This window comes from Candidatus Binataceae bacterium, assembly GCA_035508495.1.
GTDB lineage: Bacteria > Desulfobacterota > Binatia > Binatales > Binataceae > JASHPB01.
Map to the genome: position 1 here is coordinate 1 of DATJMX010000072.1, position 23,665 is coordinate 23,665.

The following is a 23,665-nucleotide window of genomic DNA, read 5'->3' on the forward strand; positions in this document are numbered from 1 at the left end:
AATCGTAAATTTTCCCCAGAAATCAGCATTCGACGCACAATTGGGCTCAGCTGTGCCCCCTGTGCCTAGTAAAAACTTCGTCGGCGTGACGAAGCTCTGCGAGTGTGATACTGCAACGCGCGATGCTTGGGTTGCTGATTCGGTTCGCGCTCGTACTGCGCTCGCTGTGCGTCGCTCGCGCCTTGCGCGAGGCAGAGAGCGTCGTCTTGCGCTAACAGCTGCTCGTGCTGAACCGCCGATCGGCGGGGCGGCGCCGACTGCGGCGGGAGTCGGCGACCCCACGCGCGAACAGATTGAGATAGGCAATTATGCTCTTCACTTCCGCCGATGCTGCTCTCATCCGGAGACTCGGGAACTGGAGATCCGCGGGGTCTGGCCCCGGACCCAGGACCCTGCCCGCCGCAACTGAGAACGGCGGCGTATACGGAGCTCCCGCTCGTGGCACCGAATCTTTTCTGAACAGAGAGGAATCGCGGCAAATCGGCAATTTGCACGATTTCTCGCTCTCTCCGGTGCCACGAGCTGCGCGAATCGGCCCGTCCACGCGCGAATTTGCCGCCTTCTCCTGATTGTAGGTAGACTCTACAAACTGTGTGGCGGAGAGGGGGGGATTCGAACCCCCGGAGCCACGAGGGCTCACGTGATTTCGAGTCACGCCGGTTAAACCTGACTCCCGAACCTCTCCGCGACCTGCCAGCATTTATCTTCCCTCCTGCGCAGTCAAGCCGCGCTTTCCTGGCAGCGCCGCAACTTCAGCGCACCTGATACGAAATGCGCGCCGGACTTTTCGCCGCGCATCCGAATTTGCTACGGTCTTGCCTAGATACGTCACGAGGAGCGCTTGCATGTCGCCGGACATTATTCGCACGACACTGGAAACCTACTTCACCCGCGACTACGACGTCACCGCCCCCGACCTGCGCCGGCTCTACGAGAACGCCAAGCGCGATCAGTGGAACGTCTCGCGCGATATCGACTGGACCACCAACGTCGATCTCGAACGCGGTCTCTTTGCCGACGAGCTCGTCGATGGGCACGGCACGCCGACCATCAGCAAGCTCGACCACAAGACTTTCCGCAAGCTCAACGTCGAGTTCTCATGCTGGCGGCTTTCGCAGCTCCTCCACGGCGAGGAAGGCGCGATGCTCGCCTGCGCGCAGCTCGTCGACATGGTGCCGAGCAACGACAGCAAGTTCTTCGTCGGCACCCAGGTCGTCGATGAGGCGCGCCATACCGAGGTGCTGAGCAAGTATCTGAAGGACAAATGCGACGGGCGCATCTACCCGATGAATGCCAACGTGCGCAAGCTCTTCGATTACATCCTGGGTCACGGCAAGTGGTTCGTTAAGACCGTCGGGCTCCAGCTCCTGGCCGAGACTTTTGCGGTGTCGGTGTTCAGGATGCTGATGGAATCGGCGCAGGATCCGCTGTTGCGCGAGATCTGCAAGCGAATCCTTTCCGATGAGTCGCGCCACATGGGTTTTTCGGTGCTCAGCCTGCCCGATGAAATCGCGGGACTGAATACCGGCGACCTGCATGAGCTCGAGGATTTCGTGCGCGAAGCGCTGATGCTCCTCTTGAGCGGGCAGTTCCCGCTCGAAGCGTATGAGGCAGTGGGGATGACCGCGCAGGACATCGCGCAGATCAAGGTGGCGCGCAAGGAAATCGCCCGCAGCAACGATCACGTATATTTCCGCCGCCTGTTCCGCCGCGAGATGCATCAGACCGTCGTCACCAATATGAAGAAGGTAGGACTGCTCAACGACCGCACTAGCGGTTTTCTGCGTGAGATGGGCATCGACCCGGCTGCCGCCCTGGCTGCGTAATGGCTACCGCGCTTTCTGCTCACACTGCTGGATGGCGTGCGCAGCTCGGCGGTAAGCTCATTGCTGCGGACGAGGCCGTCGCTAACATCAAGTCTGGCGATCGCGTCTGCATGTCGATCGCGCAATCGACGCCGCTCGAGCTCTGTACCGCCCTCTCGGGGCGCCTGATGGAGACCGAAGACGTCCTGATCAACGCGGGCGCGACGGCATTCGATTGGGATCTACCGGGTCTTGGCGAGCGCTTCCGGCTTCAGTCGATGTACGTATCGCCGTACGACCGGCATATCTACGCGCGCGGCGACGCTGATTTCACGCCGATCCAATATTACCGCCACGGGCATCTGCCGCCCTCGCTCGAGAACTTCAACGTGTACATGGTGCTGGTCGGGCCGCCCGATGAAAACGGAATGTGCAATTTCGGCGATGCGCAGATCATGTCGAAGCTGCTGGCGCGCAACGCCGATCTGGTGATCGCGGAAATCGATTCCAAGCTGATCCGCGTCGGCGGCGATAACGCGCTGCATATTTCGGAGATCGACTACTTCGTCGAGCGGACGCTGGAACTCCCGGAGATAAAGCTGCCCGTACCCAACGCCGAGGAGCAGAAGCAGATCGACGCCGTGTGCGGAACGATCGCGCGCGAACTGATTCCCGATCGCGCAACGATCCAGATCGGTGTCGGCTCGATGTCAGGCGCGATCATGCCGTTCCTGAAAAATCATCACGACCTCGGGATGCAGACCGAGATCATCCCGCTCCATACCGCGCCGCTCGTGCAGGCCGGCGTGCTGACCGGCAAATACAAGAAGCTGTTTCCGGGCAAGGTCGTCGGCGCCGGCTTCGCTCCGCTGACGCCGCGTGACCAGCTTGATTTCATCGACGGCAATCCAAGTTTTGCGCTCTACGATTTCAACTTCACCGACGACATCCGCGTCATCGCGCAGGAAGACGGTCTGATCTCCGTGAACAACGCGATGGCGATCGATCTGACCGGCCACGTCAATGGCGAGTCGATCGGCGGGATGATGTACACCGGCACGGGCGGGCAGACGGCATTCGTCGTCGGCGCGAGCCTCGCGGGCGGCAAGACGATCCTCGTCACGCCGTCAACCTCGACGGTCAAGGGCCAGCTCGTATCGCGTATCGTGCCGACGATGCCTGCAGGCAGCGTCGTGACCTGTCCGCGCGCCTTCGTGCATCACGTCGTCACGGAGTACGGCATCGCGACGCTCAAGGGCAAGTCGCTGCGCGAGCGAATCAACGAAATGATCGCGGTCGCGCATCCCGACTTCCGCTCCGAGCTGAAGGCCACCGCCAAGCGCATGTACAACCTCTGAGGCTTTAGCGTTATGAAAGGAGTTTTGGGCAAATTTTGAGCTTAGGTCCGATAATTTTGACAACGAATTTGCCACAGACCATGGCGGCCCCTAGCAGCGCGAAATAACGCTATGATCGCCATCGAGCGCCCAGACCTCCCCATTTGGCCAAAATCACTGCGACGCAACAATCCCCTGGTTTGATTCCGCGCCGCAGTGTGACCGGTGCAAGTATCGCGAGCCTATGTCGCTGTGGTCCTGAGCTTGCGACCGCCAGGCTTGCGACATTTTTCGGTTCTGGCCAGCATCTCATGGTACGGGAACATGAAGCTTCTGCTCGATGTTAACGTCAGTATCACGGATGGCTGTTAGCTAATGCCGGTGGCGAAAGTGCAGAACCGCTTTGCAGGACGGCGACAGCAGCCGCTGATCGTCAGGCTGGCGCACTGGGTGAACATCCCGCTGCTGCTCATCATGGCGGGCAGCGGGCTGCAGATTCTGGTCGCGTATCCGTATTTCGGCCCGCGCGGCGCGCTCTACAAGTTTTATCCGTTCCAGGGCGATGCGCCGCCGAGCTGGCTGCGTTTCGGCGGATGGCTGGCGGGCGCGCGCCATTGGCATTTCGCGATCGCCTGGTTTCTCATCATCAACGGGTTGATTTACCTCACCTATCAAATTGTGAGCGGAGAATGGCGCCGGCGCGTGTTCCTGCCCGGCCGCGACGCCTTCAACGCGACCCAAATGTTCATCTATTACCTGCGCCTGCGTCCCGATCCTCCGCCCGAGGATTTCTATAATGGCCTCCAGCGGCTCGCGTACACGTCGGCAATAATTTTCGGAATCGTGGTCGTGCTGTCGGGACTGGCGATCTACAAACCGCTCCAGCTTCATTGGCTGACCTCGATGTTCGGCGGCTACGACGGCGCGCGCGTTGTGCACTTCGGATGCCTGCTGTTGCTCGCGGGCTTCACGCTGAATCATATCGTGCTGGTCGCACTGCATCCGCGGACGCTGGTTGCGATGATCACGGGAGGCCGCCGTGGCTGAGATAATCACGCGCCGCAAATTCCTGGGCGCGCTCGCCGCGAGCACGCTTGTCGCGGGATGCAACGGTCCGCTCACGGCCAAATTCCTCAAGGGCATGGAGCACTGGAATGCTGAGTTTCAGAGCTTGCTGTTCTCGCCCAATCGACTCGCACCGGAGCCGCCCGAATCCGAGCTCACGCCTGATGACGACTTCCCGGTGTACTTCATTTCGAGCGATATGCCGTCGGCGCCGCCCAACTGGACGCTCAAAGTCGGCGGCCTGGTGAACAACCCGGTCATTCTCACGCTCGATCAACTCAAGAAAATGCCGCGCATCAATATCCGCATCCGGCATCATTGCGTCGAAGGATGGTCTGCTGTGGCCGCGTGGCAGGGAGTGCCGATGCGCGAGATCGCCAAGCTCGTCGGGCCGCAGCCCGAGGCGCGCTATGTCGAGTTTCGATCCTTCGATGCCGGCTACTACTCGTCGTGGGATATGCCGAGCGCGATGCATCCGCAGACCATGCTTGCCTATGGAATGAACGGCGACGATCTCGACTCCGACTATGGCGCGCCACTGCGCCTCTACTCGACGGTCAAGCTCGGCTACAAAAACGTGAAGTACCTGACCGAAGTGAACTTCCTGCCCCAAATAACCGGCGGCTACTGGGAGAACCAGGGCTATGAATGGTTCGCCGGCACCTGATTCGCGTCAGCGCTTCGCGTTCGCACTGAGCAGAGTGTCTCGCTCACCTTTGACGGCGCGGTTTCCTTCGGCCGCGCGTGTCGTTAGCGCGTATGCCGCGACGAATACCATCAGCGTCGCGAGGAACATGCCTTCCCCGAACCACGAGGCCGTGGTCATTTGCATCTGCTCGACGCGCCAATGGTTGGCGCGATACGAAAGCTCCGTCAGCAAGTAGGAAACTACCGCCAGCACAGGCGCGCTCAGAGGTGCGATGCCGAGATCGGTCGCGATTGCGATCTGACTCAGCGGCATCAACAGGAAGACCAGGTAGTGGGGCCACGAATTCGAATCGCAAAGAATCATTGCCACGATGCAGAGGCCGAAGGCGTATTCGGCTCTGCGGCGGTCATTTTGCGCGCGCACGATTGCGGCCACGGTCAATGCGAGCACGGTAATTTCCGCGATCAGTTCCACAATCCGCCGCGCAACGAGAATCGCGTGATTCGAATCGTCGGGAACCAAGAGCTGCGAGATCCTTACGATCGCCCCCGCCATTCCTACTATCGGAATGAACGGATATCCGGGATGCGGATTCAAATGCCCCACGATCGTGTCGAAAAACCAGAATGCCTGCGCGCCGACGATCGCGACGGTGAGGCCGAATCCGATCGCGAGCCCCAGGATCGTGAATCCGAGTGCGCGCCATTTTCGTGCGCATACCAAGTAAAGCGCCATGAACAGCGGAAACGCTTTGATTAGACCCGCGAGGGCCAACGCCGCGCCCGCGCCTAGATCGTTGCCCCGCTCGAGCGCCATCCACATCAGTATCAGGAGGAAAAGTACCAGCAGTTGCACTTGCATAAACTCGAAGTGAATCTGGATCGGCAGGTACATCACTCCGAGCGCTATCAAGATCGTCGCGGTCGGCGGCGGCACGATTTTTTTGGCCGCGACCAGCAGGTACAGCGCGGCGATCAGGATGACAACGCTGAAGGCACACCACACCCAGTACGCGTGCCAGGGAGCCAGATGGCTGAGGGGGTAAAAGAGCAAGAAAAATGTGGGCGGATAGTTCGCTCGCCGGACCGGGCCGATCACGACCTTTAACCGGTAGGCGGCTAAAGTGAGGTCGTACTTATACGGATTAACGTGATGGCGCATCGCCCACGCGCCGAGCCAGAACGTGCTGAAATCGAGTTGCACGTTGGGCGGCCTCAGCACGTAAACGATCCAGAAGAGACGCACGGACGCGGCTGCTGCGAAGATCGCCGCCACGACTGGCGAGCGCATCAGTCGTGCGAGCATCGATTTTCCGCCCCGCGCCATGTCGTCGATGACCGCTCCTCCGCCAACAGGAATTGCCGCGCACACCTTACCATCGGGTACGTTCGGAGAGCATCCGCCGGAGCTATCGTGTTTATGCGATCGTGATAGATTCAGCCTTCGTGAAAGCCCGCAAATGGAAAACGCTCACGACCGAGACCGTGTATCACACACCGATCTTCGATCTGCACAAGCGCCGCGCCGCTCATCCCAAACGCGGCGAGCGCGATTTCTACCTGCTCGAGGCCGTCGACTGGGTGAATATCATTCCGCTCACGCCGCATCACGAGGTCGTGATGATCCGCCAATGGCGTCACGGCATCGCGGACTTCACGCTCGAAGTGCCGGGCGGAATGGTTGACGCGACCGACGAATCGCCGATGCATGCGGCGCGGCGCGAGATGATCGAGGAGACCGGCTTCGATTCAAGCAAGGTTATCGAAATCGGCAAGGTGCATCCGAACCCGGCGATCCAGGGCAACTTCTGCTACTCATATCTCGCTACGGCGGTGCATCAGGTCGAGCGTCCGCACTTCGACGGCAGCGCCGAGGAGACCGAGGTCGTGTTGGTTCCGCTGGGCGAGATAAGAAGGATGATCGCCGAGGGGCACATTACTCATGCGCTGACGGTCGCGGGCTTCGCGTTCTTCCACGCCTACAATCCGCGCGGGCGAGCGCTGGCAAGATAAGTCCGAACGCTGCTACCCGCGCCGCGTCGCCACAAAACGCGAGTTATCCGCATGTCCGAAGGCGATCTGTGGAGCAGTGCGGCGATCCGATAGCGCTATGCGGCCGCTTTTGTGGCAAGATTCAATCAATCAACTCGTTGTTGGAGTTCCGATTCCTAAAGGGGGAAGCAGGAACAGATGGCGCAGGAAATCAAAACCAAGGCGCTCGACCTGGCGCTCAGCCAAATCGAGAAGCAGTTCGGCAAAGGCTCGATCATGAAGCTCGGCGAGCAGGCGATCGTGGCCGACATCCAGGTCATACCGACCGGCTCGCTCGGGCTCGACCTCGCGCTCGGTGTGGGCGGATTGCCGCGCGGCCGCGTGGTCGAGATTTACGGGCCGGAGTCATCGGGCAAAACGACTCTCGCGCTCGAGTGTATCGCGGAGGCGCAGAAGCTCGGCGGCATCGGCGCATTCATCGACGCCGAGCACGCGCTCGATGCGCAGTACGCGCGCAAGCTCGGCGTCAAGGTCGAGGACCTGCTCATCTCGCAGCCGGACAACGGCGAGCAGGCGCTCGAGATCGCGGAGACTCTGGTGCAGTCGGGCGCGATCGACGTGCTGGTAATCGATTCGGTGGCGGCCTTGGTGCCGCGCGCCGAGATCGAAGGCGAGATGGGCGAGCCGCAGATGGGCCTGCAGGCGCGCCTCATGTCGCAGGCGTTGCGCAAGCTGACCTCGATCATCGCGCGCTCGCGCACGATCGTGATCTTCATCAATCAGATCCGCATGAAGATCGGCGTGATGTTCGGCAATCCGGAAACCACGACCGGCGGCAACGCGCTTAAGTTTTACTCTTCGGTCCGTCTCGATATCCGGCGCATCGGCACAATCAAGAATGCGCAGGACGTGATCGGCTCGCGCACCAAGGTCAAGGTCGTCAAGAACAAAGTCGCGCCGCCTTTCCGCGAAGCCGAGTTCGACATCCTCTACGGCACTGGAATCTCGAAGGAAGGCGAGCTGGTCGATCTGGCGAGCGAGCATGGCATCATCGAGAAGCTCGGCGCGTGGTACTCATACAACGGCGAGCGAATCGGCCAAGGCCGCGAGAACGCGCGCGATCTGCTGAGAGCGAATCCGAACCTCGCCGACGAAATCGAAGCCAAGGTGCGAGAGAAGCTGAGCACGAAAGCGGTGGCGCTCCCGCCCGAAGCGGCCGTCGAAGGCGAAGAGGAAGAAGAAGCCCCGCCAGCGCCGGTATCGTCAAAGAAAAAAGTGTAGCGCTCGCGGCAAGGGTCCGCTGTCAGTGCGGAAGATCGCGCAGGCTGTACATCGCGGGGCTGCGCAGAAGGCCTAGCGTACTCGCGACTTCGTCCAGGGTCTCCGGCGAGAATGCATAGCTACGGATGCGCGAGATGCGGTCATCGATAGCTTCCAGCCGCATCACTGAGAGCAGCACGTCTTTTGCTGTCATGCTTGGTGAGGACGAGCACGATGGGTTCGCCGTCATAGTCGATAGGCTCCCAGCGCGCGCCCGCCGGCATCAACTGGAAGTTGTGCGCGAACCAACTGAGCAGTCAGTTCACACACTTGATCAGCAACGCGATGGGCGAGAGCGCAAGCGTCGTATCGACGCTGTAGATATACGGCGGGCTGAATCCTTGCGGCGTGTAGCCGAACCCGCAAATCGAATTGCCGATGATCTGATCCAGCTTCCCCTGGTCCGAGACACCGGCCTGATACGCGCCCAGCGGCCCTGATCCATCGAGCGGTCCGCCGACCGAATTGAAAACGCCGTTGTCGCGGATCGCGTTGTAACTGATCGTGTTCTTCGTCGCGGAAGTGTCGGAGTTTACGCAGTTCACCGCCAGATTGTTCAATGCAATTCCGATATCGTTGCCGGTCAACTGATTGGACAAGACGCTGGTGTCGGTCTGGTCCGGACCATCGAAGCATGGACCTCCGTAAAGGCGTATTCCAGCGCCTGTCGCTCGATCCTCGCCGAAGTACGACATCCCGAAAATATTGTTGAACTGGATAGTCGATCGCGACGAGAGCCCGACCTCGATTCCTCGCTGCGCCAAAACGGTCGTGGGTCCCTGGCCGGTCACGGTATTGTATTCGATAAGCGCGGTCGCGCCGATAACTTCGATACCGCCCTGCTGAAAATCCCAGATCGTATTGTGAGTGATATTGCCTGAGGCGCGCGCCGACTGGCCTGACACATAGATTCCATAGCCATACGGCGCACTGGATATTGGCAGGTCGCCGATTTGATAGATCGCGCTGCCGTCGACCTTCACGTTAGCGCCGTTATTCACGATACCGGCGACACGCGCGCCCAGCACCCTCGCGCTCGTCACAGATCCGGTCTTGCCGGGTGAGAAATAGACGCCGATGTCGCAGCCGATCGCGTTGACCAACCCGGTCACTGGCGCGCCCGGATTCACGATCGAGGCACTCAGATTGCTGACGCCCCCGACGCTGAAGGAGGCTTCCGGAATCAGCTTGCACACCGGGAACGCCATCGCGCCCGGAACCGACAGACACAGCGCGGCTAATTGCATGACGAGAAATCCGACCCAGACTTTCCTCATCTCGATACCCCTTCGTTCGCAGGTTTCAAGTTGACTGGGAGTCGTCAACTGAACGGGAGAGACTAGGAAAGCCGGGCCTGAATGTCCATCGTAAATCGATTAATTGGCGGCCGCTTGTGAACTGAGGCGGCACTCTCTTCGAACAAAGAGGGCGAACGATGAGTCTCGTTCGCCCCCTCTTCCCAGCTCATGCAACTCGCGCTACGTGCTTAGTTGCCTCCGCAAAAGTTGAGCAGACTTATCGTCCCGATCGCCAGTGTAGTATCCACGGAGAAAATATAGGGTGGAGTACTCCCTTGAGGCGTGTAGCCGATGCCGCAGATCGAATTGGCGATAATCACGTCGCTCTTTCCCTGATCCGATACGCCCGCCTGATACGGAAGCGACGGACTGGGCGAGGTAAGCGGCCCGCCGGAAGTGTTGAAGATCGCGTTATTGCGAATGGTGTTGCTCTGGATCGTGTTTCGTGTGGCCGAATTGACGGAACTCACGCAATCCGCCGCCAGATTGTTTGAAGATACTCCGATGTCGTTGCCGGAGAGTTCGTTCGACGTCACCGAGGTATTGGTCTGAGCGGGGCCGTCATAGCAGGGTCCGCCGAAAAGCAGCACTCCCGCGCCAGTCGCCGCGTTTGAGCCCGTATATGAATTCCCGAACACGCGATTGGAATCGATCGTCGATCCAGACCCGTATCCCACCTCGATGCCGTTCGCCGCGATGTAGTTAACCGGGCCCTGGCCGATGACGGTGTTGTACCTGATGGTCGACTTGGCGCCGCGAACAACGATACCGTTCTTTTGGTAATTCCACACGATGTTACGAGTGATATTTCCCGAGGCCGGCGAATTCAGCCCGTACATATAGATCGCGTATCCATGTTGGGCCCCAGTAAAGGGACTATCGCCGATCTGATAGATCGAATTGCTGTCGATCGTGACGTTGGCGCCGTTATTTACAATTCCCGCCTGGATCGATCCGAAGATCGTCGCGTTGGTCACCGAACCGGACTTGCCTGGTCCGTAATAGACAGCGGCATCGCAGCCGGTGGCGTCGACCGTGCCGGTCACAGGGCTTGAAGGATTAACGATCGCCGCATTGTTAACCGTGACGCTGCCGCCGGTGAAGGCCGGGGAAACTGGCTGGCAGATTGGTAGTGCGGCCGCTACGGCAGCATACGAAACCACACAGAGTTGCGTTGCGAGAAAGGTCATCCAGGTACGCCTGTTCATCAGAATTCCCTCCCGGACGCGCAGTTGGCGCGTCCTCTTGAACTCGCTGCTCGCGGCAGCTCGTTCAAAATTCGATTGACTGTTTGATTAGTTGCGAGGAACGGCCAACCCTAGCCAGATCCAGCGAGAATCATGCACCACCCCCTTTAGCTTCGCCGTCGATTAGTCCAATACGCTCTTTCACGTCCGAGCGAGCGAACTTGATATCCGCGCCGCTTGAGCGCGACTCAAGCCAAAAGATCACCGGATTATCGACTATGTGTTAATGCAAACTAACTAAGACAGATGCTGCTGTCCATTGAGCAAAAGAAGAAAAAATAGAGAAGTATGGCTAGTCAGTTTGAACGCGCACGAATCAACACACGCTTCTGAATGAATCTGGAATTCTAGCTCACTGTTCGCATCAAAATCCCAGCTTTTGTTCCTCTCGATACACTAAGGGACACAGTTCATCGGATTTTTCGCCGCGTCGGATCGCTTTGATCGCGAATCCTACGGAGGGATTCTGGGCGCGCATGCGGCTTTATGGCAGAGCAGCCAGAGAAGGAGGTCCCTTACGAGTTAGTGATCGGCCAGCGAGATGCCTTTGCTTTCCAGCAGATGCTCGAGCGCGCGCAGGAAGTGCTCGTAGTATTGCTCCTGGCCTGGCGCATCGTGCTTGCGAGCTTTGTCCGACTTGCCGACTTCCTCGATGAGATACTCGCGGAACTCGTCCCAGGTGAAGACGCCCGTGTCCGCGAGCTTCACCGCGATCGCAAACGCGCGCGCTTCCCACGGCGCGCTGAATACGCGATCGGGATCGAGACGCGCCGCCTCGATCAGCTCGTCGAGCTGGTTCATCGCGCCCTGCGCTTCGACGCAGGAACCTCAGACACGCCGACCATCGCGTCGCGCGTGACAATCGCGGCGAGTTCCTCTTCGCTCATCTTCTCGGTGCCCGCCGGTCGTTTCGGCAGCACGATATAACGGATCTCGGCGCTGGAATCCCAGACCCGGACTTCAACGTTGTCAGGCAGCTCGAACCCGAAATCTCGCATCACGCCGCGGGGATCGCTCACCGCGCGCGAGCGATACGCGAAGCTCTTGTACCAGACCGGCGGCAAACCCAGCACCGACCACGGGTAACAGGAGCATAGCGTGCATACGATCATGTTGTGCACACGATCGGTGTTCTCGACCGCGACAAGATGTCCACCCTCGGGCCCGGAGAATCCCATTTCGGCGGCGGCCACCGTCGCATCCTTGAGCAGTCGCTTCCTGTACTCGGGATCGACCCAGGCCCGCGCAACCATGCGCGCGCCGTTGTGCGGCCCCATCTTGTTTTCGTAAAGGTCGGCAATCCGATCGATCGATTCCGAATCGACGAGTCCTTTTTTTGTCAGCAACTCTTCGAGCGCTTTGACCCGCGCCGCGGGTCCGTGCTCGGCCGCATCATGATTTCCGCTCATCGCCTGCCTCGCTTTGGCTTCGAAGATTTGGGCGCCGCTTCGAGATAATCTTCCCACAAATCGATATTGACGCGTTCCCTGGCGCGCGCCGCCTTGCCCCACAGCTCGTGGGCATCGAATTTGACGGCGTAGCAGTGCTGCCGATTCTCGCCGACGCGATGCGCGTTGCTGTCCGCGAAAACGAATACGCCCCAGTCGCGCGCGATGGTGCCGAGCTTGCCCCGAGCGTAGCGCGGCAAGCGCGTATGCCCGGGCGGATTGATTTCTCGCGCGCGCACCCGATCGCCAACTTTGAATCGCGCGCGCATCCGCGCCGCCCGCTTGCTCAACTCGGGCGCAACCGCGGCAGGAAGATTTGCGATAACCGAATCCGCGGATGCGCCATTGGCCGTGAGCAGTTCTTGGCGCGTGATGAGGCCCCGCTCGACCAGCAGTTCCTCCGCCGCCGCGAGCCATCGCTCGTAATACGACGATGAGAGATAGCGCGCGGGTGGTATCCGCTCGATCGCGTGGCGGAATTCGTCGGCGCTCATCCCCGGGATGCGAAAGATCGCCGCGCTGATCATCGCGTACAGGCGGCGCTCCCACTCGGCGTGGAAAACGGGCTCGTTTTGCTCCGCGACGACCGGGCCGAAGCCGTCCATCCCGCCCATGTCGTGAATTCCGTTCATCGCTTCCTAACTCTGTCGATTCGCGCGCCGCGCCGCAATCGGAAATTCCTTGATGACGCCGCCGCGGCGTGATTAGCCTCGTCTCGCCGCATGAAACCGCCAGCGAAAAATCGATGGCCGCTCGATACGCGCCTGTTCGCGATCGCGCTTGGCCTCTGGGCATGCCGGCTGCTGATCCATGCATTCCTCGATGCGGGCGAGCTCGGGCTTGGCGACTCGCTGATGCTGCTGGCGGGACTCAAGCTGTTCGGCGACGCAGCCAGATTCGCGCTGCTCGTGGAAGCATCGATTTTCTTCGTCCTCGCCTGGGGCATCTTGACCGAACAGCGCTGGGCGATGCTGCTGGCGCTGGGAGTTGCCGCCGATATCGTGCTCAGCCATCTGCTGTTCGTGGCGTTCAACCTGAACAACCCCGCCAAGCTGTCGAGCGTGCGCACCAAGGCGGCCGAAGGTCCGGCGCTGGTGGCGGTCACGCTCTACCTATGGATCAGGTCCAAAGCCCTGGTCTTCCATTGGCCATCGAAGAGTCTCGCTGAATCCGGCCGAGCCCCGGAAAAGAACTCTTAGACGCGATACCGATCACAATGCCAAGGGCTTCGCGAACGCCCTGAGCGCCGCGAGGTTATCGCATTCGAGCTTGTCGCGCAGCCTGCGCATATAGGATCTGAGAATCGCCCGCCTAACGCCGATTCGGTTCGCCATGAGCTGAGAGTCTTCATCCCCGCCCAGTTCCGCCAGGAGTTCAACGTCGTTGCGCTCAGGCCATAGCGCGCCGCGATTCGGCGCCGGCGGCGGCCGCGATTCTGCTGCTGGCATTCGGCCTTGCCGGATGCGGCGGATCGCCGGGCGGCGCGCCACCCGCAGTGAACTCATCGCGACAGGAAGTGGTCACATTGAGCATCAGCGAAAACGACGCGCCGGTGCCGGTATCAGGCCGGCCGATCGATCTCGGCGCAATCACCCGGTAAGCGCTAAAGTGCCAGCACCCTCGCCGCGTTGAGGCCGCGGATCGCGTCGCGATCTGATTCGGCGAGAGAAGCGACCGCGTCCAGACGATCGAGCGGGTCGTCGATTCCCATGTCGAACGGATAGTCAGTGCCGAGCACGACCTGACTTGCGCCCGCCTGCTGAATCAGGAATGCGAGCTGCTCCGGCGTGTACACGAGCGAATCGAAGCAGATGCGTTTGAGATAGGCGCTGGGCGGATTCGCGCAGGTGCGCGCCTCGGGCCGCACGCGCCATCCGTGATCGAACCGCGGAGTGTAAGCCGGAAAATAACCGCCGCCATGCGCCGCGCAGACTTTGAGCGAGGGGCAAAGGTCGAGTGTGCCCGAGAAAACCAGGTGCGCGAGCGCGAGCGCGGTCTCAAGCGGATTTCCGATCACGTTGGAAAAGTAATATGGAACCAGCCGCTCGCCGAGTGCGCATCCGATCGGATGAATGAACACCAGCGCGCCCAGCTCCTCGGCCTTCTTCCAGAACGCGAGATGGCGCGGGTCGGCGAGTTCTGCCTCGTTGACGGCGGTGGATACGATCACACCGCGCAAGCCCAACTCACGAATCGCGTGTTGCAGTTGCGCGATCGCCAGATCGGGATGCTGTAACGATACTGTCCCAAGGCCAACCAGACGATCCGGCCGATGCGCGCAAAGCTCCGCGATTCGCTGGTTCGCGACTGCGACGATTTTGGCCGCGAGTTCACGATCGGCCCAGTAGTAATACTGCGTCGGCGCGACGCTCACCGCCTGCACGTCGATACGCATCGCATCCATCGCGGCGATTCGCGCGTCGAGGCTGGTCAGGCGATACAACCATCCGTCGTTCATCAGTTTGCGATTATGCTGAAGGGAAGCGGCGCCGACGATCGCGCCCGCCTTTTTCGCCTCTTCGGCAAAGCTCGGATGCTGCCGTGCGAGAGCCTCGACTTCTTCGACGATCGCGTGCGCGTGAATATCGATTGCGAGGTTCTTCGGCATCAAGCGATCCTATGCGAGCGCACTGATAATTCGCTCGCGCGTAATCGGTAGATCTCGAATCCGGCAGTTCAAGGCGCGCGCGACGGCATTTCCGATCGCGGCAGCAACTGGACCGTGTGCTGCCTCACCCACGCCGAGCGACGGCAGATCGGGATTCTCAATCAACTCTACGTGCACCCGCGGAACTTCCGAGAAATGCAGAATCGGGTATTCCTCCCAGGTCTTGGCCGCGATACCACTCGGCGTAAACGCGATCTGCTCCAGCAGCGTCCAGCTGATCGACTGGATGATGCCACCTTCGATCTGGTTCCTGACGCCGTCGGGATTGATCGCGAGGCCTGCATCGACAGTGCAGTACACTTCTCGCACGCGCACGTGCTCATCGACCTCGACGTGCGCGACAGCCGCGACGTATGCGGCCGTGGTTTTATATCGCGAAAACCCGAAACCCGCGGCGCGTCCAGTGCCACGCGCGGCATTCGTGTCCCATTGCGCGATGCGCGCGGCGGTCTCGATCACACGGCGGGCGCGGGGATCGGAGATGTTGCGCAGGCGGAACTGAATCGGATCGATTCCCACGGTGTCCGCCAGCTCATCGACGAACGATTCCATTGCGAAGACATTGGCGTAACCGCCGAGCGTGCGCAGCGCGGAAGTGCGAAACGGCAAATCCGGCAGGCTGTGCAGAACGATCTTGCGATGCAGCAGATCGTACGGCGGCTCGGAATTTCGCGAGCCGCCCGCGAATCGCGTCATGTCTTCGGCTACGTGCGGAAACGGTATCGGCGATTCGAGTTGCGTCGCCGCGAGCAGCTCGACGTCGCGCGGCTTGGGACGGCGGGCATGCGGCCCGCTCCAGATCTCCGTCGACCAGTCAACCAGCTCGCCGCCGGGCGTGATCGCGGCATTGAGCTTGACCGCGCTCGGCGAGCCGAGTGGCGCCCAGGCGAACTCGTCGTCGCGCATCCATTGCACGCGCACCGGGCGCGGCTGCGTCTGAATCGCGAGCAGCGCCGTGTCGAGCGCAACATCGTCGGCGCCATTGTGCCCGTAGCATCCCGCGCCTTGCGTATGGATCACGATGATTCGTTGGGGCTCGAGCTTTAGCGCCTCGGCGAGTGCCGAGCGCAACGGAAATACGCCCTGCGAATGCGTCCAGATGCGAAGCTCCGTTCCGTCGAATTGCGCGACGGCGCATGAGGGGCCGAGCGACGCGTGCGCGATCGCGGGTTTCGAGAAAGTCGCCGACAGACGAACGAGGTCACCGCGCACCTCGGCCGCGTCGCCCACTTCGCTATGAGAATCGACGGCACGCTGGGTCGGCAGCCATTCCTTCCAGTTCTGTCCGCCGGGCAGCCGCGCGTCCTCGTTCCACTTTGCATTCGCGCGGAGTGTCTCGAGAGCCTTGACCGCCTGATATTCGCGCTCGCAGCAGACGCCGACGAAATCGCCGCTGCGCCAGATTTTCACCACCCCGGGCAGCTTCTGCGCCGCGCTCTGATCGAATTCGATGAGATGCATGTCGGGCCAGGGCGGACGCAACACGCGGCCGTGCAGCATCCCCGGCAGCTCGAGATCCTGCACGAACGCACCGCCGGTGATTTTCGCCGGCAAATCGAAGCGCGCAACGTTAGCGCCGATATGATTCCCATCGTTGCCGCGCATCAGCGGTGCGGTTCCCGATACAGGGAGGTTCCAATCTATATTTGGCGCCAGTTTCCAATAATCGAGTTCGCTGCGCGTGCCGTCCAGCAGGATCGCGCCCGCATCGACACGCAGCCGAGCAGCGTCGACATTGAGTGAGCGCGCCGCCGCTGCGAGAATCGTCTGTCGCGCCTGCGCGCAGGCCAGGCGCAGCGACATTCCGCCCACTTCGATCGACATGCTGCCGGCGGTGTACCATTCGTCGGGCGAGTACCGCGTATCGCCGGAGATCACTTTGACCTGGGCGAGAGGCAAGCAGAGTTCTTCAGCTGCGATTTGCGCCAGCGCCGTCACGATTCCCTGACCCAGCTCGACCTTCGCGCTGAATACCCGCACGATTCCGCCGCGGCTGAAATCGACCCACTGCTTGAGGCGCGGGTTCTGCTGAAGGCTGAACGGCAACTGCGGCGTTGTCATTTCGCGTCACCGGCCGCGAGCTTGATCCATGCCCCTTCGAGGGCGTCGAGGATCCGCGAATGCGCGCCGCATCGGCAGAGGTTATCGTCGAGCGCGGCGACAAGCTTCTCTCGCGATGGCTGTTTGTCAACGCCAACGAGGGCCGCCGTTCTCATCAGGATTCCCGCCAGACAGTAGCCGCACTGGCCGGCCTGAAAATCGACGATCGCCTGCTGCAGCGGATGCATCCGATCGATCGTGCCGAGGCCCTCGATCGTAGTGATCCCTTGCCCCTCCACCGACCACGCCGGCGTTTCGCAGGATTTCACCGCGCGCCCATCGATCATAACCGTGCACGCGCCGCACTGCCCGACGCCGCATCCGAAGCGCACGCCCTTGAGCTTGAGATCGTCGCGCAGAACGTAGAGCAGAGGGGTGTCGTAATAATCGACGGTCACTTCCTGTTCGGTGCCGTTGACCTTCAGATGAAGGGTTGTGCCCGCGCGTCCCGCTTCGCGGCTCATACTCGTATCCTACGAGTGCGCCACAGACCGCACCAGTTGAAAAGAAGGGACCCGGTAGAACCTGTTCGTAGGTAAAAGCTTTCATTTGTAGCAGAGCTGAATAGCAAGCTAGGATGCGCCGCGATACACGATCGCTTCGTTCGGAGATCGGACAGTTGACGGCTTGAGGGCGGGACAATGACCAGAAGATGGGGCATCATAACACTGAGCGCAGTTCTGTTTTTGATCATTACGGTCACGGCGCGAGCGGCGACCCACGGTCGATACGCTCTCTGATAGCAGCGTGGCGGGGCATTGCAGCCTGCGCGACGCGATCACGTCGGCCAACCTCGACGGCCCTGTTCATGGATGCGCGGCCGGAACCGGGGACGACACGATCGTCTTCGCCAACGGCGTCAGCGGTACGATCATACTCAACGCAGTGCTGCCCGATATTGATCGCAATCTGTCGATCGTTGGCCCGAGCGCTGGAATCGTGATCAGCGGCAATAATCAGGTGCCGATCATGTTTATCGACGAAGCGTCACTCGGCCGGAGTACGGTGATTTTACGCAATCTGACTTTCACCGCCGCCCGCTACAACCTTGGCGGCGGCGCCATCAACAATAATGGCACTTTGACCGTCGACAATTGCACGTTCTCTGAAAACGAGGGCAACAATGGCGGCGCGATCATCAGCATCGGAAGGCTGACCGTTTCGAACAGCACGTTCTCAAGCAACAACGCGCTCGTCGGCGGTGCGCTCGGCTTGACTCGCAGTCAAGCCGGAGACACGACAGTCGTGGTCAACAGTACGTTCTATGGTAACAGTGCGGGCCAGGGCGGAGCGATCTTCGTTGGCGGAGCGCGCCTGAACGTCGTGAACAGCACGTTCTCGGACAACGGCGCGAGCATCGGTGGCGGAATATTCAGTACGCTCGGTATTACAACGGCAAAAGGGACAATCGTCACTGGCTCGGCAGGCGATAACTGCGATGGGGATATCGAAGACGAAGGCTACAACATTTCGGACGACGCTACGTGCCATTTCTCAGCCGCCGGCAGTCATAACAATACTGACCCGCAGCTCGACCCCGGCGGTCTCGCGGACAATGGCGGACCGACACAGACGATCGCGCTCCTGGCCGGCAGCCCTGCGATCGACAAGATTCCGCCCGAGATCTGTCCGGCTACCGATCAGCGCGAATATCTGCGCCCGGCGCCCGGACAGACTGATTGCGATATCGGCTCATTCGAGTTGAATGCCGTCCCCGCTCCAACTATCGATTGCAGCGCCGCCAAAGCGAGCAGGCCGAACCTCGTTTCTCTGCCGCTCGCTTTCATGCCGGAAAGCATCTTCGGTGTGACCGATCCCGGGGGGCCGTTCTCCATCAGCATGACGTCGATAACGCAGGACAAGCCGGTCAGCGGCGGCGGTCCGATTTGCAGCGACGGGTTCGGCGTTGGAACGAGCACTGCATGGGTGCGCGCCAACGGCCAGGGAAGCGGCGGACTCATCTATACTCTCGGCTTCACTGCGACCGACGGCGGCGGCGGGGGCAGCTGCAGCGGCGCGGTCAAGGTATGCGTGCAGGATCTGCGGCATCAGGGCCAATGCGTCGACACGGGCAGATCTTTCGACTCAACCAAGTGCCGGCGCTGAACCACGCGGGCCCTGGCAGACGAAGACTCGCGGCAGAGCGTTCCGCTAGGAGGTGCCGGCGTCTTCGATATCGGCGGCTTCGGCTTTGAGGAAATCCTTGAGGCGCCGCTTGAGCCGCGTTTCGATCTGGCGCACGCGCTCGCGGCTGATACCGTGGCGCTCGCCGATTTCCTGCAGCGTCATCGGATCCTCGGCCAGCAGGCGCGCCTTGAAAATTTCGAGCTCCTTGTCCTTGAGCTGCGCGGCGAACTTCTCGACCTTCTCGCGCGCGAACTCGCGGAACTCGGCGTCGGCGGTTTCCTGCTCGGGCGTGCCGGTATCGGGCAGCACGTCGAGGAGACTCGTATCCTCGCCCCCCGAGAGCGGCTGGTCGAGCGAGATCTCGCTCTGCGCCATCCGCTCCTGCATCTCGCGCACCTCGCTCTCCTTGACGCCCATCCGCTGCGCGAGGAGAAGCGGCTGTGGCTTGAAGCCCTCGGCCTCGAGGCGCTCGCTCTCCTTGCGCAGGTTGAAGAAGAGCTTGCGCTGCGCCTGGGTCGTGCCGATTTTTACCAGGCGCCAGTTGTTGAGCAGGTAGCGGTAGATGTACGCGCGAATCCACCACACGGCGTACGAGGGAAAGCGGATCCCGCGGCTCGGATCGAACTTCTTGACCGCTTCCATCAAGCCGACGTTGCCTTCCTGGACGAGGTCGAGAACGTTCCTCGAGGCGCGCGCGAACTCGTAGGCGATTTTTACTACAAGGCGAAGATTCGCGGTGACCAGCCGATAGGCGTCTTCCTGATCGTGAGTATCGGCGTAGCGCCGCGCGACCTGCGCCTCCTCTTCGCGCGTCAGCAGCGGAAAGCGGCGAATCTCGGCGAGATAGCGGCTCAGCGGATCGAAAGCTACGAGCGCCGAGGAATCCTCCGCTTCGCTATCGGCGGATCCGGCGTCATCGGCCTCGTGGTCATCGTCGTCGAAAGTGTGGATCGGCGCCGCGGTGTCAGTCTCGATCTCACCGTCGTCGTTCGCCGCGACGGGATGGAACTCCTCGACTTCGATCGCAGGTTCTTCAGCGCCGGTTTCGGGCGTAGCGCCAGCAGGCCGTGGCGCGGGTTCGCTCCTGGGCCGCGACTTCGTCGCGCCGCGCGGCGGGGCTTTGCTCTTGCTGGGTTTGCGAGGCACCGGACGATTCTTGCGCCGGCTTATGGCGCCCGCGCCGGCAGGGGGTAGCGAACGATAAATGAAGAGGCCGATCGAATGAGACCGGCGGTGCGATCTTAACTTTCGGGTTCTTCGACCGTGACTTTGCCGGCGGCGATTTCGCGCAGCGCCGTGACTACTTCCTTGTTATCGGACTCGACCAGGGGACGAGCGCCTTTGAGCAGTTGCTTGGCGCGGCGAGCGCCGCCGAGCACCAGCTCAAAGCGGTTGGGAATCCGCTCAAGACAATCTTCTACGGTAATACGTGCCATTGGTCGTAATTGTCCGGCCTGTCGCCGCGCTTGTCAACGCACGAGGATTCGGACCTCAGCGCGATTTTACTGCGTTTTCGCCGCAGCGGATTTTGCCGTCACGGCGGGAGCGCTGTTCTTGCCGTTGCAGTATTTGTCGCCGTGACTCAGCAGATTCAGCACCATCGGCGTGACGTGGAGCGTCGTCGGGCGAGATCCGGTTGTGTGTTCCATCGCTTCTTTGAGGCGTTCGCCGCGGCATCCTTCATGCGACAGGACGAGCGGAATATGTCCGTCCTGTATCGACGCGCTGCCGTGCACCGAATGGAAAAGATGGGCGAAGTAGAAGCGCTGCTCGATCGGAATCGTCAGTCCCGTGCGCGCCAACAACAGTACATCGCCGGCCCGAGTCCCATGCGGTCCCATCGACAGCCAGCGCATCCGCCGATCGAGATCGAGCAGACCGGGATGCGGATGATCCTCGAGATAATCTTCGATTGAAACGAGGCGCTTGCCGTCGAACACCTCGTATTCGTTGGTTTGCGTTCCCGGCTTGACCGGCTTGCGCGCGAAGATCAGCTCGAGACTGCCCTTGAGACGCGGCGCGCCGGCGCCGGTGCGATTCGCTTCGTAAAATGCCTTCGCGATCGGCAGCACATCTTCTTCAAATCGGGGCGGCTTCGTCCAATCGCATCTGTTGGAGATGTTGGGACACGTCGAGCGATCCGCCAGGTACACGTACGCGATCGAATCCTCGTAGGCGAGCGTGGCCTGATAATCCTGCTGTGCCGACGACGGATTCAGCACGAACGGACGTGGACGAAATCCCGCGGCCTTGAGCACCGCCGCTGGACCCGTATCGGGATCGACGGCTAGCGCATGAATCGGATCGTTGAGCACAGGAATATGGCCGTGATCGGCGAGGATTACGACGAACGTATTGCTCATCAGGCCGCGCGATCGATACTCCTCGACGACTTTGCCGACGAGCGGATCGGTTATTTCCTCGAGATACGCGACCTGCTGCTTGAGCGGATCGCCAGGCGCGACGTGCGTGTACAAATCGATACCGGGGAAATAGACGGTCTGCAGACGCGGGATACCACCCTGAGCGAAGGCGGCAGACAGCTTGGTGATCGAGTCTTCGTCGAACTTCGCATAAACGGTGCGATTGCCACTCGGACCGCCGGTCGCACCAACGAGATAGTCGGCGACCACCGCGACGAACGTGGTCGGCGGCACGGTCGTGAAGGTATCGGCGCCGCGATAAACCATGTTCATCGAAACGCCGGACTTCACTCCCGCCTGCTCGTAGAGCGTGGGCGCGGTTAGCTGCTGGCCGATCAGATCGTCGCCGAGCATTTTTAGCGTGTCGCTGGTCTCGGGCACCGACACCGGTATCGGCGCGTAGAACTGCATTTTCTCGCGCGAGAACCATTCGTTGCCCGGAATACTCGTGTAGGCGCTCGGCTCGCCGGTGAAGATCACCGACCACGCCGCGGCCGTGATCGCCGGAAAGATCGTCTCCGCGTCGGGCGCCGAGTAAGCGTGACCGTAAACGCCACCGCGCTCGGGCTTGCCGAGCAGCGCCGCGAGGTCCGGCGCATGGCCTGACGCGATCGCCTCGTTCAATTGATTGTAGCCGACGCCATCGAAGCCGAAGATCAGAACGTGCGGACCGGGTTCATCGACATGCGGCGCGGGCGTCGGATGCTGCTCGCCGCCGCTCAGCACCAGGTTGCGAGTCGTCGTGCATGAGGCGATCAACAAAGCCAGGAAAATTACGATGCTGGAGAGAGGAAGCAGGGTGCGGCGCCGCATGGCGCATTCTGACTGAATCGATCCAGCCGAGAAAGGCAGAAACTCAACACCAAGGCACGAAGACACGAAGGCTCAACTTAATGACCTTCGTGCCCTTTGTGGTTTTCGATTTTTTAGTGCTACGCCCAGCGCGAGCGCGGACGATTGCGCCCCGATTTGCCCCGCGCCGACGACGAGCGGAACAGCGTCACCGGCTTTGGCGCCGTGATTTCGACCTTGTCGAAACCCTCGACATGGTCGCGCTCCAACTCGCCGCCGAGCGTGCGTTCCAGCCGTGCGAGCATCACGCGTTCCTCGGGAGTGACGAGACTTATCGCCTCGCCCGACTTGCCCATCCGCGCCGTGCGGCCGATCCGATGGATATAGCCCTCGGTCTCCTCGGGCAGATCGAAATTGATCACGTGTGAGACGTCGGGGATATCGAGCCCGCGCGCCGCGACGTCGGTCGCGACCATCACGCGATAGTGGCGCTCGCGGAAGCCAGACAGCGCGGCGTTGCGCTGGCCCTGGGAGCGGTCGCCGTGGATCTGCACCGCCTTGACGCGATTGCGCTGGAGCATCTTGGCGATTCGGTCTGCGCGGCTCTTGGTCCGGGTGAAAACGATCGCGCTCTCGACTTCGGGCCGGCGCAGGATCTCGAGCAGCATCGCGCTCTTGTTATCGAGCGTGACCGGGCAGATCGTCTGCCGAATCTGCGAAGGCGGCGCGGTCTTCGTGCTGGCCGAGACGCGCTCGGGACGATGCAAAAACTCGCGCGCGATTATCTCGGGTCCGGTCGCCATCGTGGCCGAGAACATCAGGGTCTGCCGATTGCGCGGTGCCATCTTCATGATGCGGCGAAGCTGCGGCAGGAAGCCCATGTCGAGCAGGCGGTCGGCCTCGTCGATCACGATGTACTCGACATGATCGAGCTTAACGATGCCGCGCTCGAGGTAATCGATGAGGCGCCCGGGGCATGCGACGATCACCTGCACGCCCTTCTTGATCTCGGCGATATGACGCTTCTCGGACTCGCCGCCGATGACGCGCGCGGCGCGAAGTCCGGTATGCCGCGCGAGCAACTCGAACTCCTGCATCACCTGCATCGCGAGTTCGCGCGTCGGTGCGATCACCAGTGCGCCAAGATGCTTGACGCCCTTGCGCTGGAGCCTATCGATCAGCGGGATCAGGAAGGCCGAAGTCTTGCCGCTGCCGGTTTCGGCCGTGGCGACAAGGTCGCGGCCGTCGAGTGCGATGGGCATCGCCAACGCCTGGATCGGCGTGGGGGTGTGATGGCCACGATCGCGGATTGAACGTTGGAGTTCGGGTGAAAGGGGAAACTCAGAAAAGGACAAACAGTAATCCTATGTCAGACCTCCTCGGATTCCAGCCGGC

23 protein-coding genes and 1 tRNA gene are annotated in these 23,665 nt (G+C 61.1%); 8 read left to right on the plus strand and 16 right to left on the minus strand.

Translation table 11 applies throughout. From position 1 onward, the window contains the following. Nucleotides 1-594: 594 nt before the first annotated feature. Nucleotides 595-685 (minus strand) — tRNA-Ser (locus VMA09_20830). 160 nt (nt 686-845) lie between these two features. Here VMA09_20830 and VMA09_20835 point away from each other — a divergent pair. The 4 genes from VMA09_20835 to VMA09_20850 all read left to right on the plus strand — a co-directional run bounded on the left by VMA09_20835 (nt 846) and on the right by VMA09_20850 (nt 4,874). After that, on the plus strand, nt 846-1,826 hold the full coding sequence (locus VMA09_20835; protein HUA36068.1) for a ferritin-like domain-containing protein: 981 nt from the start codon (nt 846-848) through the stop codon (nt 1,824-1,826). Continuing rightward, the gene (locus tag VMA09_20840; GenBank protein HUA36069.1) at nt 1,826-3,163 is read left to right on the plus strand and encodes an acetyl-CoA hydrolase/transferase C-terminal domain-containing protein; all 1,338 of its coding nucleotides are present in this window, start codon (nt 1,826-1,828) and stop codon (nt 3,161-3,163) included. The genes VMA09_20835 and VMA09_20840 overlap by 1 nt, the downstream gene beginning before the upstream one ends. 354 nt (nt 3,164-3,517) lie before the next feature. Further along, nucleotides 3,518-4,189 carry a cytochrome b/b6 domain-containing protein gene (locus VMA09_20845; GenBank protein HUA36070.1) on the plus strand — a complete coding sequence of 224 codons (672 nt, stop codon included), beginning with the start codon at nt 3,518-3,520 and terminating at the stop codon, nt 4,187-4,189. Next, a complete protein-coding gene (locus tag VMA09_20850) occupies nt 4,182-4,874 on the plus strand; it encodes a molybdopterin-dependent oxidoreductase (protein ID HUA36071.1) in 693 nt (230 codons plus the stop codon). Before VMA09_20845 ends, VMA09_20850 begins: the two co-directional genes overlap by 8 nt. Before the next feature lie 6 nt (nt 4,875-4,880). On the opposite strand, the gene VMA09_20855 is transcribed toward VMA09_20850, so the two are convergent. Then, complete coding sequence (locus tag VMA09_20855; protein HUA36072.1) at nt 4,881-6,161, minus strand: glycosyltransferase family 87 protein; 1,281 nt, start codon at nt 6,159-6,161, stop codon at nt 4,881-4,883. A 140-nt stretch (nt 6,162-6,301) separates the two neighbouring features. On the opposite strand from VMA09_20855, the gene VMA09_20860 reads away from it, so the two are divergent. Continuing rightward, nucleotides 6,302-6,868, plus strand: coding sequence for an NUDIX hydrolase (locus VMA09_20860; GenBank protein ID HUA36073.1), 567 nt, complete (start codon nt 6,302-6,304; stop codon nt 6,866-6,868). Between the two features lie 177 nt (nt 6,869-7,045). Then, nucleotides 7,046-8,128, plus strand: a complete 1,083-nt coding sequence (gene recA, locus VMA09_20865) for a recombinase RecA (GenBank protein ID HUA36074.1) — start codon at nt 7,046-7,048, stop codon at nt 8,126-8,128. Nucleotides 8,129-8,150: 22 nt separating this feature from the next. Here the strand turns inward: recA and VMA09_20870 are convergent, their stop codons facing one another. The 6 genes from VMA09_20870 to nthB all read right to left on the minus strand — a co-directional run bounded on the left by VMA09_20870 (nt 8,151) and on the right by nthB (nt 12,792). Continuing rightward, nucleotides 8,151-8,321, minus strand: a complete 171-nt coding sequence (locus tag VMA09_20870; GenBank protein ID HUA36075.1) for a hypothetical protein — start codon at nt 8,319-8,321, stop codon at nt 8,151-8,153. A gap of 103 nt (nt 8,322-8,424) precedes the next feature. Further along, nucleotides 8,425-9,444, minus strand: a complete 1,020-nt coding sequence (locus VMA09_20875; protein ID HUA36076.1) for a right-handed parallel beta-helix repeat-containing protein — start codon at nt 9,442-9,444, stop codon at nt 8,425-8,427. Nucleotides 9,445-9,653: 209 nt separating this feature from the next. Next, on the minus strand, nt 9,654-10,673 hold the full coding sequence (locus VMA09_20880) for a hypothetical protein (protein ID HUA36077.1): 1,020 nt from the start codon (nt 10,671-10,673) through the stop codon (nt 9,654-9,656). Nucleotides 10,674-11,234: 561 nt separating this feature from the next. Then, nucleotides 11,235-11,513: a nitrile hydratase accessory protein gene (locus tag VMA09_20885; protein HUA36078.1), complete on the minus strand. Its 279-nt coding sequence runs from the start codon at nt 11,511-11,513 to the stop codon at nt 11,235-11,237. Next, nucleotides 11,510-12,121 carry a nitrile hydratase subunit alpha gene (gene nthA / locus VMA09_20890; protein HUA36079.1) on the minus strand — a complete coding sequence of 204 codons (612 nt, stop codon included), beginning with the start codon at nt 12,119-12,121 and terminating at the stop codon, nt 11,510-11,512. The genes VMA09_20885 and nthA overlap by 4 nt, the downstream gene beginning before the upstream one ends. Then, nucleotides 12,118-12,792, minus strand: a complete 675-nt coding sequence (gene nthB / locus VMA09_20895; protein ID HUA36080.1) for a nitrile hydratase subunit beta — start codon at nt 12,790-12,792, stop codon at nt 12,118-12,120. The genes nthA and nthB overlap by 4 nt, the downstream gene beginning before the upstream one ends. 90 nt (nt 12,793-12,882) lie before the next feature. Here nthB and VMA09_20900 point away from each other — a divergent pair, with 90 nt between their 5' ends. Continuing rightward, nucleotides 12,883-13,359, plus strand: coding sequence for a hypothetical protein (locus VMA09_20900; GenBank protein ID HUA36081.1), 477 nt, complete (start codon nt 12,883-12,885; stop codon nt 13,357-13,359). A gap of 12 nt (nt 13,360-13,371) precedes the next feature. Here VMA09_20900 and VMA09_20905 read toward each other — a convergent pair whose 3' ends face one another. The 4 genes from VMA09_20905 to VMA09_20920 all read right to left on the minus strand — a co-directional run bounded on the left by VMA09_20905 (nt 13,372) and on the right by VMA09_20920 (nt 17,392). After that, the gene (locus VMA09_20905; GenBank protein ID HUA36082.1) at nt 13,372-13,608 is read right to left on the minus strand and encodes a hypothetical protein; all 237 of its coding nucleotides are present in this window, start codon (nt 13,606-13,608) and stop codon (nt 13,372-13,374) included. Nucleotides 13,609-13,763: 155 nt separating this feature from the next. Further along, entirely contained in the window at nt 13,764-14,768 is a 1,005-nt protein-coding gene (locus VMA09_20910) for an amidohydrolase family protein (GenBank protein HUA36083.1), read from the minus strand. Between the two features lie 9 nt (nt 14,769-14,777). After that, on the minus strand, nt 14,778-16,889 hold the full coding sequence (locus tag VMA09_20915) for a molybdopterin cofactor-binding domain-containing protein (protein ID HUA36084.1): 2,112 nt from the start codon (nt 16,887-16,889) through the stop codon (nt 14,778-14,780). After that, on the minus strand, nt 16,886-17,392 hold the full coding sequence (locus VMA09_20920) for a (2Fe-2S)-binding protein (GenBank protein ID HUA36085.1): 507 nt from the start codon (nt 17,390-17,392) through the stop codon (nt 16,886-16,888). The genes VMA09_20915 and VMA09_20920 overlap by 4 nt, the downstream gene beginning before the upstream one ends. A 283-nt stretch (nt 17,393-17,675) precedes the next feature. On the opposite strand from VMA09_20920, the gene VMA09_20925 reads away from it, so the two are divergent. Next, entirely contained in the window at nt 17,676-19,034 is a 1,359-nt protein-coding gene (locus tag VMA09_20925; protein ID HUA36086.1) for a right-handed parallel beta-helix repeat-containing protein, read from the plus strand. Nucleotides 19,035-19,079: 45 nt separating this feature from the next. On the opposite strand, the gene VMA09_20930 is transcribed toward VMA09_20925, so the two are convergent. The 4 genes from VMA09_20930 to VMA09_20945 form a co-directional block, all read right to left on the minus strand. Continuing rightward, a complete protein-coding gene (locus VMA09_20930) occupies nt 19,080-20,201 on the minus strand; it encodes an RNA polymerase factor sigma-32 (GenBank protein ID HUA36087.1) in 1,122 nt (373 codons plus the stop codon). Between the two features lie 95 nt (nt 20,202-20,296). Then, nucleotides 20,297-20,491, minus strand: coding sequence for a DNA-directed RNA polymerase subunit omega (gene rpoZ / locus VMA09_20935; GenBank protein ID HUA36088.1), 195 nt, complete (start codon nt 20,489-20,491; stop codon nt 20,297-20,299). 66 nt (nt 20,492-20,557) lie between these two features. Next, nucleotides 20,558-22,291: an alkaline phosphatase family protein gene (locus tag VMA09_20940; protein HUA36089.1), complete on the minus strand. Its 1,734-nt coding sequence runs from the start codon at nt 22,289-22,291 to the stop codon at nt 20,558-20,560. Nucleotides 22,292-22,410: 119 nt separating this feature from the next. Then, the gene (locus VMA09_20945) at nt 22,411-23,625 is read right to left on the minus strand and encodes a DEAD/DEAH box helicase (GenBank protein ID HUA36090.1); all 1,215 of its coding nucleotides are present in this window, start codon (nt 23,623-23,625) and stop codon (nt 22,411-22,413) included. Between the last annotated feature and the right edge of the window lie 40 nt (nt 23,626-23,665).